The organism is Isoalcanivorax indicus, from assembly GCF_003259185.1.
Classification (GTDB): Bacteria; Pseudomonadota; Gammaproteobacteria; order Pseudomonadales; family Alcanivoracaceae; genus Isoalcanivorax; species Isoalcanivorax indicus.
On sequence record NZ_QGMP01000004.1, the window covers coordinates 17,647 to 31,038 of the forward strand.

General features: G+C 61.3%; 15 protein-coding genes. 4 read left to right on the plus strand and 11 right to left on the minus strand.

Annotated elements, in window-relative coordinates; all coding sequences use genetic code 11:
- The first annotated feature begins 3 nt into the window (after nt 1–3).
- Complete coding sequence (locus tag DKW65_RS14550; protein ID WP_111658160.1) at nt 4–834, plus strand: glutathione S-transferase family protein; 831 nt, start codon at nt 4–6, stop codon at nt 832–834.
- On the opposite strand, the gene DKW65_RS14555 is transcribed toward DKW65_RS14550, so the two are convergent.
- Nucleotides 807–3,266 (minus strand): hypothetical protein, encoded by a 2,460-nt coding sequence (locus tag DKW65_RS14555; protein ID WP_111658161.1) that lies wholly within the window; start codon nt 3,264–3,266, stop codon nt 807–809. The two genes, DKW65_RS14550 and DKW65_RS14555, sit on opposite strands and share 28 nt — an antisense overlap.
- A 195-nt stretch (nt 3,267–3,461) precedes the next feature.
- Between DKW65_RS14555 and DKW65_RS14560 the strand changes: the two genes are divergently transcribed.
- Nucleotides 3,462–4,067 (plus strand): hypothetical protein, encoded by a 606-nt coding sequence (locus DKW65_RS14560; protein WP_111658162.1) that lies wholly within the window; start codon nt 3,462–3,464, stop codon nt 4,065–4,067.
- A gap of 93 nt (nt 4,068–4,160) precedes the next feature.
- Here the strand turns inward: DKW65_RS14560 and DKW65_RS14565 are convergent, their stop codons facing one another.
- From DKW65_RS14565 to DKW65_RS14605, 9 genes are all read right to left on the minus strand, one after another.
- Nucleotides 4,161–4,640: a YqhA family protein gene (locus DKW65_RS14565; RefSeq protein ID WP_111658163.1), complete on the minus strand. Its 480-nt coding sequence runs from the start codon at nt 4,638–4,640 to the stop codon at nt 4,161–4,163.
- Nucleotides 4,641–4,733: 93 nt separating this feature from the next.
- Complete coding sequence (locus DKW65_RS14570) at nt 4,734–5,588, minus strand: PA4780 family RIO1-like protein kinase (RefSeq protein WP_111658293.1); 855 nt, start codon at nt 5,586–5,588, stop codon at nt 4,734–4,736.
- Nucleotides 5,589–5,681: 93 nt separating this feature from the next.
- A complete protein-coding gene (locus DKW65_RS14575; RefSeq protein WP_111658164.1) occupies nt 5,682–6,461 on the minus strand; it encodes a hypothetical protein in 780 nt (259 codons plus the stop codon).
- A 503-nt stretch (nt 6,462–6,964) separates the two neighbouring features.
- Nucleotides 6,965–7,144, minus strand: coding sequence for a hypothetical protein (locus tag DKW65_RS14580; RefSeq protein WP_111658165.1), 180 nt, complete (start codon nt 7,142–7,144; stop codon nt 6,965–6,967).
- A gap of 218 nt (nt 7,145–7,362) precedes the next feature.
- Nucleotides 7,363–8,325 carry a calcium/sodium antiporter gene (locus DKW65_RS14585; protein WP_111658166.1) on the minus strand — a complete coding sequence of 321 codons (963 nt, stop codon included), beginning with the start codon at nt 8,323–8,325 and terminating at the stop codon, nt 7,363–7,365.
- Nucleotides 8,326–8,461: 136 nt separating this feature from the next.
- Nucleotides 8,462–9,010, minus strand: a complete 549-nt coding sequence (locus DKW65_RS14590; RefSeq protein WP_111658167.1) for a hypothetical protein — start codon at nt 9,008–9,010, stop codon at nt 8,462–8,464.
- Between the two features lie 63 nt (nt 9,011–9,073).
- Nucleotides 9,074–9,730 carry a hypothetical protein gene (locus tag DKW65_RS14595; protein WP_111658168.1) on the minus strand — a complete coding sequence of 219 codons (657 nt, stop codon included), beginning with the start codon at nt 9,728–9,730 and terminating at the stop codon, nt 9,074–9,076.
- 96 nt (nt 9,731–9,826) lie between these two features.
- Complete coding sequence (locus tag DKW65_RS14600; RefSeq protein ID WP_111658169.1) at nt 9,827–10,162, minus strand: hypothetical protein; 336 nt, start codon at nt 10,160–10,162, stop codon at nt 9,827–9,829.
- A 35-nt stretch (nt 10,163–10,197) separates the two neighbouring features.
- Nucleotides 10,198–10,569 (minus strand): MerR family transcriptional regulator, encoded by a 372-nt coding sequence (locus DKW65_RS14605; RefSeq protein WP_111658170.1) that lies wholly within the window; start codon nt 10,567–10,569, stop codon nt 10,198–10,200.
- Nucleotides 10,570–10,645: 76 nt separating this feature from the next.
- On the opposite strand from DKW65_RS14605, the gene DKW65_RS14610 reads away from it, so the two are divergent.
- Nucleotides 10,646–11,701 (plus strand): SDR family oxidoreductase, encoded by a 1,056-nt coding sequence (locus DKW65_RS14610; protein WP_111658171.1) that lies wholly within the window; start codon nt 10,646–10,648, stop codon nt 11,699–11,701.
- Nucleotides 11,702–11,706: 5 nt separating this feature from the next.
- Here the strand turns inward: DKW65_RS14610 and DKW65_RS14615 are convergent, their stop codons facing one another.
- Complete coding sequence (locus tag DKW65_RS14615; protein WP_111658172.1) at nt 11,707–12,633, minus strand: ferritin family protein; 927 nt, start codon at nt 12,631–12,633, stop codon at nt 11,707–11,709.
- Nucleotides 12,634–12,723: 90 nt separating this feature from the next.
- On the opposite strand from DKW65_RS14615, the gene DKW65_RS14620 reads away from it, so the two are divergent.
- Entirely contained in the window at nt 12,724–13,341 is a 618-nt protein-coding gene (locus DKW65_RS14620) for a TetR/AcrR family transcriptional regulator (RefSeq protein WP_162925897.1), read from the plus strand.
- The last annotated feature ends 51 nt before the right edge of the window (nt 13,342–13,392 follow it).

Sequence of the window (13,392 nt, forward strand, 5' to 3'; positions counted from 1 at the left end):
TTTATGACTCGTATCCTGTATCAGTTCCCGTTGTCACATTTCGCGGAAAAAGGCCGTTGGCTGCTGGACGCCAAAGGTCTTGATTATCAGCTTCGCAATCTTTATCCGGGGCTGCATCGTTTTTATTTATGGCCGCACACCCGCGTGTCTACCATCCCCGCGCTGAATGACAATGGCCAATGGGTGGGCGACAGCACGGCCATTGCCCTGCATCTGGACAACCACTACCCCGACAGGCCGCCCCTTCTCGACACCAACCCACATCGGCGCGGCGCTCAACTGGCGATCAATATCCTGGCGGAACGCATCGGCGAGAAGGTGCGCCAACTGGTCATGTCGCACCTGATCGACACCCCCATTCCGGTGGCCATGTATTTTCAGGATGCGCCGGTCTCTGCGCTCAAACGTCGCATGGCAGAAGCCACATTTCGCGCCGCCGTAAAATATCTGTACAAGGCGCACCCCCGCCATATCCCCGCCACACGTCAGGCCCTGGCCGTACTGCTTGATCAGGCTGACGCGCTGGCACAGTCGCGCAGCAGTGATTTTATGGTCGGCGACACGTTGAGCCTGGCGGACATCGCCCTGTGCAGCATGCTGGGGCCCATCCTGTTGCCCCCTGGCACACCCTGGTCGGTCCCCGACTCGCTTGATGCGCCAGCAGCACGGGACAGCGCCGCGCACATCAGCCCCGATTTGCTGGCCGTGCAACAGGCGCTGCGCGAGCGCCCGACAGGCCAGTACGCCCTGCACATCTATACTCGCCATCGGCAGGCCACCGGGAACTGGCGCGGCCACTGGCAGGCTCAGCGCAACAGCAGATTACCCGCCTGATCAAAGGCGGCCATGCCCGCGCGCACCCGGCCCTCTGCATGCTTGAACTCGCCGATGGCGTACACGGTGCCGTCGTGGACCGCGAGCCCGTCCGGCCGCCTGTCCAGCACCGGCTGCCACGGCCGCGGCGTCCCGTCATGGAGTGACACCGCTGCCAGTCCCGCACGCGGCGTATCGCCACGGATCTGGCTGAAATCGCCAGAGAGATACAGCGTGGTGTCATCGGCCGCCAGCGCCAGCACCGCCTGGTTGAGTGACAGCCCCGTATTCACAAGCTCGCCGTCGCCATCGTAGAGCGCCAGAAAAGACGGCATGCCCGCCGAGCCGTGGGCTGCATAACCCACCGCCAGCCGCCCGTTACCCGTTGCCAGCGCACGCAGCGAGCCCGGCAAGCCCGACGTCCAGTCCAGCAAGGCCCCTCCCTCCATGGCCGCCAGCCCGGGCACCGTGCTCACGCCCACCTGCGTAAAGCTGCCGCCGAAGTACAGGGTGCTACCCGCCGCCGCCATCATCGTCACGGCACCCTCCTTGACCGCTGGCAGCGCATCCGCCAGCGTCAGCGCGGATGCGCCGATATTCAGACGCGCCAGTCGCTCTCGTACCACATCAGGCTGGTCATGGCTGTTATTCGCCACGGTGAACTCACCTCCTGCGTAGAGCTGATCCCCCACCATGGCAAGGCTGCGAATGGCATCGCTGAAGGCGGGCGCGCTGACGAGATCACCATTTCGTTCCATCGCGGTCAGACGTGGCTGAAGCGCCCCGTTTACATGGGTAAACCCGCCACCGATAACAATGCGCTCACCCTGGGTAGCCAGCGCATTGACATGACCGGCCGCCGTGCCACCGCCCGTCAGAACCGGTGCCCAGGGCAGCAGGTTGCCCGCTGGCCCGAATGCGGCCACACGGTGCCGCCAGACGCCACGCAGGCCGGTGAAGTTCCCGCCGGCGTAGACCGTGGTGTCATCCACCGCCAGCGCATTGACCGGGCCGTTGACCCCGGCGGCCCAGGGCACGCTCGCCCCCGACGTATCGAAGGCCCACATCCACGGCCACGGCTCAGCGGGTTGAGTACCTGTGGCCTGACGGCCGCCTGCGTAAATAACGCCATCGCGCACCGCCAGCGCCTCAATACCCAGCGTATTTCCGTACGGTGCAGGCGCCCAGCTCAATATTTCCCCGGCCGTATTCATGGCGCCCAGGCCGGGGCCCGAGCCCGTTGTCAGCGTGCCGAACTCGCCACCGATATAGATCACACCTTGATAGGCCGCCAGGGCCTTGACGGGATTCCCGATGGTGGCTGCAGTGCCCCAGGAGGTCAGCGCGCCGTCTGCGTTAAACGCGGCCAACATGCCCCGCGACGCTCCGTCTACCTGCGAGAACTGGCCCCCCACGTATAGCACCCCGTCGTGCACGAGCAGCGCGAACACCTGAGCGTTCAGCACGGGCGCCCAGTCCACCAGGGCGCCCTCCAGATCGAACGCTGCCAGGCGCTGTCGCGGCATACCCGCCGCCGCGTTGAAATTCCCGCCGACATAGATCAGCCCGTCACGCAGGGCGAGCGCCCTCACCGCCACGCTGGCATTGCCTGTAACGCTCGCGCCCCACGCCGTCACCTCGCCAGTGCGAGTGATCGCCGCAAGCTGTTGGCGTGGCACGCCTCCCACCGCGCTGAACTGACCACCGAGGTACAGCACATCGTCATGCAGCAGCAACGCCTCCACGGCGCTCCCTGTCACACCCGGGTTCCAGTCGGTGACCCGGCCGAGATGATCCATATGCGCGACCCGCGCGCGGGACTGCCCTCCAACCGTGGTAAAGCGTCCGCCGATGAACCAGCCCCCTTCGCCATCCGACAGCACCGCGTCCACCGGGCCGTTGACCTCGGGAAACGCCAGTGCATGCGGTGCATCGGCCGTTCTGGCAAACGCGGCCCCGAACCCCACCACCGGCGACACCACCGTGAAGTTGCCACCGACGAAACGCACCCCGTCGTCGGCCACGGCCTGCGCCCGCGGCGCGCCATTCAAACCCGCGACATTGGGCACAAAGCTGGTCCAGGCCACTAGTTCGCCGTCGATCCCCAGGGCCGCATACACCGGCTCGCCGGGCACCAGGCCAGCATGCTGGACCGGCGGCTGGGCATCCGGGATCAGCGTGGCGCCATAGGCGCCGTGGTTGGTGGGGTCAGTATTCTGTTCAGCGGTGATATAGAGGTCGTAGGTGATGCCGTCGACCATCGGCCAGTCGATCACCACCTCAGTGGGGCCCAGATGCTGCACCGATAACGCCCCGTGATGCAGGCTGTCCATCCAGGGCGGGCCGACGTTCTGCCCCGGCCCCTGGCCTGATGAACCCGAGCCGCCGCCGCAGGCAGACAACAGCAATACCGCCCCGAGCAGCGCCGAGGCGGTAGACATTTTATTCAGCATTATTCCCCCAAGCGTTCAGAAACCGAAACAAGCGTCCAAACTTACACGCAATGGGCCGACTTATATGCTTAGGGGGTCTCATTTGCATCACTGCCTTGCCGCCGCGGTTCAAACGGCCTCCCCGGTCCCTCCCAACCCCCGCTTCACATACAGGGCAGCGTCTGGCTGCTTTCTACACACCGAGGAACGACAACGATGAAAAAGAAGATCGTAAATGGCCTGCTGGCCGCGTGCTTGCTCACCGGGGGACTCTCTACCACAGCGCTGGCTGAAACCGGCGACACTCCCGAGTGGATGCTGCGCCTGAACACCATTGGTGTGTACACCAATGACGACAATGACCTGGATGGGCTTTTCTGGCGCTGGTATGACGCCTCTGGCTTCAGCGACAACAACGACGGGAATGGGATCGTGGTGCATATGGATGTGCGCTTTGGCGGCTTTGCCACCAGCGATGTCTCCACCTTCGGCACTTACCTGGGCGCGGGTTACCAGACGCGCCTGGACATGGCCAACCCGACCATCGCTTATGCGGCGGCGGATCTGAACTTCCAGCTGGTGAGCATCGAGGGCGCTTCGGATAACCTCGATGATGTCGGCTTCGGTGTGGAAGCGGGTTTCCGCACCGCACCGGATCCGCGTCTGCTGCTCGAAGGCGTGCTGCGGTACGACACCAATGATCTGGTGGATCAAGCCAGCCTGCGTGCCGGACTGTCCTATGACCGCTTTACCGTGACCCTGACGCGCTTCTTTGACGCTGAAGCGAATCAGATCGAACTGGGGTATCTGTTCTTCTTCTGAGGAATGATGATACACGCCGTACTCTCTGCCATACCTGTACTGGCCTTCAGCTCGCTTCCCTTGAAGGCCGGCACACACCCTCGGCAAGAGCGCTCAATGCTTCATATGCTTCCAGGCATACACCGACGCCGCGATGACGATGCCAATCGCTGCGCCCAGATACAGGGTTTCGAGTGTGGCGCCGACCTGCACAGCCTGCTCAAGAAACAGAATCACCAGGATGACCACCGCCACTTGGCTCAGGGTGATCTTCAGATCATGAAAGCTGCGGATATCCAGAGCGCTCAGAAACTTGCTCTCTTCTACCGACACTTGCCGGATGAACAGACGATACAGACTCACGGCGATGATCTGGAAGGTAATTGCGATCAACAGAAGGTCCAGCAACTTGAGCAATCGTACCGCCAGACTCTTGCCGCCATCCGCAGAGGCAGGAATATCACGGACTACGTCCAGCGCCACGTTCAGGATAATGTTGACTGAAGCCCCATAGAGCAACACCGACGATATGGCGCAAACGACTACCGCCACCAGTACCAGAAGCCGACTGCCCCTGAAGATTCGCTCAATCATGCTTGCCCCACCACTCGCTCACCAGATCCATCATCAGGCTTGATGACTTTATCGCAGCCCAATCGGGCCAGCTACAGATTGTTTTTCCCGGTCTCAATCGTCCTCAGATTCCTGCATGCGGCGCTGGCGTGCCTCTTCCTCAAGGCGTGCATCTTCGATCTCGCGCAGCACGCTGATCAGGTCCGCCTCGTGCAGGTCTTCTTCCGCGTGCCCGGTGAGCGGCGTCTCCGGCGTCAGGGCGCCGTCTTCGTAGAGACCCCAGATTTCGGCGGCATACCGTGTGTCGCGCAAGGCGGGCGCGAACTCGGCAAAAAAATCACGCAGATTGTTCACGTCCCGCTCCAGCATGCCCCGGGCATGCGGATTACCTGCGGCATCCACCGCCTGCGGCAGGTCGATAATCACCGGCCCCCATGCATCCATCAGGATGTTGTACTGCGACAGGTCACCATGCACGACGCCGGCACACAGCATGCGCACCACCTCACGGATCAGCTCCTCATGTATTTCCAGGGCTTCGTCTTCGCTGAACACCAGCTCGCACAACCGCGACGCCGCCTGACCTTCATCGTCGGTAATCAACTCCATCAGCAGAATGCCGTCGAACACCCCATAGGGTTTGGGCACCCGCACCCCGGCCTCGGCCAGGCGATACAGGGCATCGACCTCCGCATTACGCCAACTGCCCTCGGTCACCTGCTTGCCGAACTTCGAACCCCGGGCCATGGCACGGGCATCACGGGTGTTGCGCGTACCACGGCCCTCCCGGTAGGTCGCTGCCTGCCGGAAGCTGCGCCGGGTAGCATCCTTGTATACCTTCGCGCACAGCTCCTCGCTGCCAGCACGCACCCGGTACACCGTGGCCTCCTTGCCACTCTGCAACTGGTACAAGACTTCGCTGATAACGCCTTCTTCCTGTAACGGGATCAATGACTTGGGGGTTTTCATGAAGCGCAGATAATCCCTCTGACCGGTGCGGGCACCCTGGCGGGTGGCGTTTGCCACAGAGTATACGCGAAGCGGCCCCCGCCGGAGATGCCATCACTTTGCGGCGTAGGTGTGCACCACATTCCCCCACAGCATTTCAAAGCGCTCCACCAGGGTGGCAAACGCCTCCCGCTCCAGAGCGGCGAGACGGGACACATCGACCTGCCCGGCGTTCCACACAGACGTGCGCAGGTCGGCCCGGGCAGCAGACTCCAGCGTGCCGTAAACATAGCCCGTGCGGGTGTCATAAAGCGTGGCGGCCGCTGTGATCACCAGATTGTTCTGCTGGCTCGGCAGCAAACCCAGCGATGCCAGGTCCAGTGGCCAGCTCCGACCGATGGAGACGTCCTCCTGCCGATGCAGCGTATACACCAGCAACATATCCGCCTGCAGCCCCCCGGCAGCCACACGCAAATCATCCATATCGGCGATCTGCCCGGCCACGATCAGTGGTGTCAGCATACGCATACCGGCGATGCCGGGCAGCGACACCAGCCGGGAATACTGCTCCTGGGACTCGATATCCCGAGAGGCGACCAGGCAATACCGGCTCTGTGCATGGCACATGTGGCTACCGCGATGCTCACTGCGTGGCACCACACGCGCCACCGCAATCTGGGCGGGGAATCGTCCCGAGGCTTCAGCAAACCTCTCCACGTGCACCACCTTCTCGTCCCCGGGGGCGATGTCCGTTGCGGTGGTTGCCGATGGCGTCACCGGGCGGGGCGGTATGAGCGATTGATACCCCCCTGTCGTACTGCAACCAAACAGCAGCAGTGACACCAACAAGGCAGAAACGGTGCAGGCGGCATGTCGCATCAGTCCGAAATACATGATCTCTCTCCGTGGCAAACACGATGAAAAGTCTGACCACGTTGTGGCACAAAGGGGAGAGAAGACGCCACTTATGGCACGAAGAGACGAAATGCGTTCAATTGCACCGCCACAACGCCATGTGTTCTGTCACGTGTCACCCTCACAGGTTCGCGCACAGGTTCGCTCACAGGATGAGACATAAGAGATAAACCGTCTCAGCCCCTGTGAAGTGCAGCGTGATCTGCATCGCAATATCAAGGAACAAGACGAGAAGAGAGTGCTGCCGCTGGTGTCTGCGAAGGTGCGATACTGACTACCGGCTTATCTGGCGGTAACGGGGCAGATGGCTGTCACTCGCACATTGAACTGATCGAACCGACGGGTTATATCCCGCCAGCCTCCGCGGTACCCGGGGCGGTTCAAGCAGCCCATACATCAGGTGCTGGCACTCAGCAGCACAGGACCAGCCCCTGTAACGCCCTTGGCGCCAGCCATACCCTGGGGTTTAACCATGGAGTCGTTCATTTGGCCTCCTTGCCGGCGTCGTCATTGATGTCGCCCAGCACCGCGCCGTTGTTATCGCCATGCTTGCCCGTTTCATCTTTTTGCTTCTGGTTTCCGCCCTCGGCTGCCTTTCTCGCTGCCTCTCTGGCCTTCTTGTCCTGTTCGCTCGGGTTACTTTCGACCTGATCCTTGTTCATAATCTGATCTCCATATAGCCATTCATGTCGGGTCACATCCTGACCGTGCACTCACACAGGCCAAGGATGCATTGCCCAAGATATTTGAAGATCAGAATTCGGTCTGTGCGATGCCCAACTTACGAATGCCAATTTCCCCACGCATCAAACAGGCTTGCCTCATCATTCAGCCGAGCATTATCTCATCGTATAGGGCCGGTACTTCGTACCTCCATACGCTATGCGCCAAACACCGTAAAACTCAGCCCCAGATAAACACCGTAGCCCAACACAAGTAATCCGCCTTCAATCCGGCTTAACCGCCTGCCTGTGTACAGGAAGACCAACAGCAGCAGCGATACAGCCAGCATCACCCACTGATCAAACTGTAAAATTCGCGCATGGACCGGCAGCGGCTGAAGTAATGCGGAAATCCCCAGAATACCCAACAGGTTGAAGATATTGCTGCCCAGAATATTCCCGATCGCGACATCTGCATGCCGCCGAAATGCGGCGATCACGGAAATCGAAAGCTCTGGCAACGATGTGCCCACCGCTACAAGCGTCAGGCCGATCACCGCCTCTGATACGCCGAATGCTTCCGCGATCCCCACCGCCCCTGTCAGCAAGACCCGGGAACCCAGGACCAGAAGCACCAGCCCCAGCACAGACGCCGCAACGATCCCGAACGCACTGCCAGGTATCGCCGTCAGCTCCTGCGCCTCCGCCTCGTGCAGTGCGCCCGAAGGCGCTCCGCCGAAGCGCTCTGTTCGATATGCCCAGACCAGATACCCTAACAACGCAAGCAGCAGTATCGCTGCATCGAATCTCGCCAGCGCACTCCCACCTACCAGCACCAGAAACAGGATGCTGGCAGCCACAACCGTCACGGCATCCCGGCGCAGCGCCAGCGGTTTCACGGCAAGCGGTGTTATCAGCGCACACAGCCCCAGAATCAGCAGAATATTCCCGATATTACTGCCAACGACATTGCCCACAGCAATGTCCGGTCGCGCATTGAGCGCCGCGTCAACAGACACCACCAGCTCTGGTGCTGACGTGCCGAAGCCAACGATCAGCAGGCCGCTGAGCAGGGGCGATACGCCCAATCTCCGGGCAGCCGCCAGCGCGCCTCTTATCAATGCCTCGCCACCACAAGTGAGCAACAGCACCCCGAGGCCGATATACAGCACGTTCAGCATCACGTTGGGTCTCCGGTTGAGTCTCCGGTTGAGGCTCTGGTCAAATGGGCAGCGTGCACCGCCGCCCTGCCCGACCGGCTCAGGCCGGTTCGGCAAAACGGCCTGTCAGTGCGGGGATTTTCTGATGGTCGTCGGGTCATTGGTCAGGAGATGGTTCGAATCGCGCCAGGCGGGCTACCGTTTTCTCCCCGTCATCGAGCACCGACTCGTTATAGACCAACCCGATTTCCGGCACAAAGCATGACAGGGCGTAACGACCATCGCCCATATCCAGATGGTATGCATGACAATCGAAGCGCCCGGCCGGGACATCAACAGGCCGCAAACCCTGATACGTAAACTCAGTGTCGAACAGCTCCCAACGCTCCCCCGGCTCCGCCGGATAGCGGAATACCAGCACCTCCTCAAAAAAGCGCTTCTCATCAGGACCCTCGTCACCCGCCTCAACAGCCTCGATCTGGCCGCCATCGCCATTGCGGACCCAGAAGACATCGCCGAACTCATCCAGGCGATACCAGACCACGCCATGGACAGAACGCGCCTCGTCGATGCGCACTACCGCCTCCGACGCCTCGCCACCCTCCATCTCATAGAACCACTCGGCGCCGGCGTTAAGCGCAAACAGCTCTTCGGCATGAGCCTGGAAAGCCAGCATGGCGCCTAACGCCAGGATGGTTGTACGCATTCATTCTCTCCCGGGGCTTCAACCTTTACCGGTCACTGGTTGGGGAAACGATTCGCTGCGCACCTACGACTTCTTCTGTGGAAACAGGCAATCGCGAAAAGCCTCTCGCTCTATGGCATAGCGCGCTCTCAACCACTGAGTGCCCTGGCGAGTAAAGTGAGTACTGAAACAGGACTCGAAGTGCTGCTCAATACGCTCAACACAAAATGACCTTCCAGAGCATGATGCTTCAGCAGCGGTGAGTACGACTCTGTGCTGGCGGGAATGCTGTGAGTCATAGCCTGTTGCATGCCACCAGAACACCACGACAGCGAACAGGGGCACACTGAGCACCAGGCCCACACGATACAGCCAGCCATCTTCTGTAGTAACCGACTGCGCACCTTCTCCTTCTTCCGTGACCGCCTGGACCGGCTTGTACAGGCCCAGCAACCAGAGCACGAAGTACACGATTTTGTAGTACACATACCAGAGGCCCAGCCCCCCGGCGATCCAGGTGAGCACCAGCAGCGCATTCTCGCCGACGGCGCTGGCCAAACCGATCTTTTCAAGAATCAGATACAGGATGGCCTGACCGAAAATAACCGGCGCCAGCAGCAAACTGAACGGGAAGCCCGGCGATACCAGCTTGTAAAGCATATACAGGGTGACAACGACAATCAGCGAGGCTACAGCCGCCGCCCGAGCACGCACATTGATCCCTTCATTCCCCTCGGACATACCTGTTTCCTTTTTATAAGTATAAGAAAAGCAGAATCTACTTGATCAGCTTACTTGCGTCATCACCTCTGCACTATTATGCGGTCAGGTTATCGACTACTCATCCGTCTCGTCCGTCAGCTGTGTACCGCCGGCGGCGCGGTACAAGGCCAGAACGTCGCGGATAATCATATGGTAGGTGGCCAGGGCGTAGCCCTCTTCGTCGAACAAACTCGCGCGCACGGCCGTTCGGCGCGCTTGCAGCTTCGGGATCAGCACGCCAAGGTAATCGAGCGGATTGCCCGTCAGCGGCACCGACTCAGCCAGTGCCCAGGCGCCTTCAGCGGCGGATCGCACCGTGGGTCCGACGTTGCCCCAGTACCAGGACTTCTCGGTCTTCGCCTTCCCATCCTCAAGCTCGCGGTTGATGATCTCGCGCACTCGCTCGCGCATCTGCAATACGGGCTCTGAACTGCTCCCCCCGTTGCTCATGGCGCTTCACGACAGGCCGCTGCACTGGCCTCCAGACGCTTCTGTTCCTGACCCAACATGAGGCTGACTTCTTTCAGTTCGGCGATGCGCCGGTTCACCGCTGAGCGTTTTTCGGCCATCAGCCGGGCGCCCTGTTCGCAGTCGATGCTGTCGCTGCGCAGCGCATCCAGCACCTCGCGGATTTCACGCAGGGAAAATCCCAGCGCCTTGAGCTGACGCACCATGATCACGCGCTCTACCGCCTTGTCGGCATAGTCGCGGTAGTTGTTACCGCGCCGTTCCACCTCTTGCAGCAGACCGGCCTTTTCGTAATAGCGCAGGGTATACCTGCTCACACCTGTGCGTTGCTCCAGCTCTGCGATCTGCATGAGGCCTCCGGGGTATTGACCTTAGAGCATACTCTACCCTTTAGGGTGACGGCAGACCCTGTATCGGAGACCTGCCATGACCCTGTTGATCACCGGCGCCACCGGCTTTATCGGTCGCCATGTTTGCGCGCAACTGACCCGCGACGCGCATCGGCTTTGCGCGGTATTACGCCAGCCGCACACGCAGCTTCCTGTTCTGCGTGAGCACGTGGACGCTCTGGGCGGCGCGGGCGACTTCATCCACGGGGTGCAGGGCGACCTCGACCTCCCGGGGCTGGGCCTGCCCGACGATCTCGCCGCGCCCGACGTGGTCATCCACCTCGGCGCGCGCTTTGCCTGGCAGCTGGATCGCCAGACCGCTTATCGCACCAATGTGGCGGGCAGCCTGGCGGCGGCAGAGCTGGCGCGCCACCACGGCAGCCGCCTGGTGTTTGTCAGCGGCTTCATGCTGGAGAATCGGGCGCATTTGCAGCGGCTGGGCATCCACAGCGACGATCCCGAACAGGTGGACTGGCAGCGTGTCTACCGCCATGCGGGCGGGTACGAAGCCAGCAAACTGGAAGCCGCCATCCGCGTACGCGCCCTGGCGACCGAGCGGGGCCTGGACATGATTGAAGTGCAGCCCGCCACCGTGGGCGGGCATAGCGTGACGGGCGCCCTGGATACCGCGCAGCCCCTGTTTGCCCTGCTGGATAATCTGGCGCGTGGACGCTTGGCCATGGTGCCCGGTTCCCGGGCGCACTGGTTGCCCCTGGTGGCCGTGGACCACCTGGCCACGCTGATCGCTCTGGCCGCTACTACTGACAGCCCACCGCCTCGGCTGCTGGCGCTGGACCCCGCCACACCCAACCTGCAGGGGCTACTGGCGATTGCTGCTGATGCGCTGGGGAGACGTGCGCCCCGGCAGCATCTGCCGATGCCCATCCTGGCAGCACTGCTGCGGATACCGGGCATGCCCCGGCTGATGAACACCTGGCCTGAGGCGCTGCATTTTATTCAGCCCAATCGGTTCGATACGTCTGTAACAGAGGCTTTCATGCAGAAAACGGGGATAGCGCAGCCCGCCATTGAGGAGGTGATTACTGCCAGTACGCGATGGTACCGGCAGCAGGCACAAGCGCTGCAAGGATAGACCATTCAATCCGTGGGTTTCCAGGTGACATCACCCACCCAGCCCGGCTTGGCCGGCAATGCCCACTGGGGAATCAGGTCCGTCACCTTGACCATCAGATCCACAGGGATGTGATAAAGCTTCTGCGTGCGGTCAGCCATGATCTTGTTATGGCCGCTGATCGCACGAAACAGCAGGTTCTTGCGGCTGTTTCCTGTTCGGCCACCGATTTTTTCGAACTTGGCCATGGCGGCGTACAACTTCTCTTCCGGCAGCCCCGCCTTGACGACGTTGTCGCGCATCTTGTTCAGCAACGGAAAATGCACCGCCAGGCCCAGCAGCACTTGCGGCTTCAGAAGACGCCCCATCATGCGCACCGCCTCAATACTTTGCGGACTATGGCCGTGCATCTCCATCACCGTAAAGCCCACACCCAGGTGGCGGGATTCGTCGTCGTTGATCTTGTCGAACGCGGCATGGCACACCGGGTCGTCGACGGTGTCCAGCAGGAACTGGCACAAGGCGCCATCGAGGGCCACTTCCAGCGCCGGGATCACCGTACCCATGACATGGTAGGGCATGTCATCCGCGTAATTCTGCATCCAGGCCACGGCCAGACGAATATTGTTGCTGGGCTCGGGTAGCGTATCGCCTTCGAGCATGCCCCAGCGCTTCATCAGCGCCATCTCGGCATTCGCGTGGCGCTGTTCTTCTGCATAGAAGAAGGTGTACAGCTGGCGCAGCGTCTCGTTCGGCGCCCCCTTTGCCATGGCCGCGAAACCTCGGGCACCGACATGTTCGATCCAGACCAGATCAATCATGAAGTCGCGCAGTTTCGGCCATTGCTCCGCCGTAATCAGCTCCGCACCGGGCGCGTCCCAGTCGATATCCACCAGGGCCCACTGTGAGCCCCTGACCTTGTCCAGCATCTTTTCCAGATCGATCATCGCCATGAAGGGTCTCCTTGTTCGCCGACTGCGGTTTGACCTCGCACGGCCGTACTGCCAAAGTAAGCCGAACAGATGATCGGATTCAATTCGGGTATGGCCAAAATCAGGAAGCCTCAACAATCCCGCTCAAAACAGACGGTTACGTCCATCGTCGAGGCCGGGTTCATTGCCGTGGCGCGGGACGGTTCGGACGGACTGGGGACCCGCAAGGTAGCGGATATCGCGGGGGTCAGCGTCGGCACCCTGTACGAGTACTTTGCCAACAAGGAAGAAATCCTGGACGCCATGAACCAGCAGTTCGCCAGCGACGTGGTGGCCATGGTTCAGCCCCTGATCCCGGAACTGACCCGCATGCCCCCGCGCGACGCCGTGCGCACACTGCAGTTCGCATTCAGGGACCTGCTACAACGTGACAACGGCCGCTATCTGAACTGCGCACGCTGGCTCGGCCGACAGTTTCCTTCCGCCCATGTGGAGCCGGTAAAGCGGGTCCTGTCGGATCTGGCCATGCAGTACCTGAGCCACAACCCGCAGTACGCCCGGCTGCCCAATATCCCGGTCATGGCCTACATCATCATCCAGGGCGGTATCGCCTGCATGGTCAGTCAGCTCAGTGAAGATAATCCGCCGGTCAGCTTCGACCAGCTGGCCGAGGGGCTGGCAGATATGGTGGGGTATATGATTGAGGGAGGGATGAAGGCCACCTCATAACCAACAAACCCCGCTCAAGGCGGGGTCTGCTGGTTAATCGCGATATCAAAT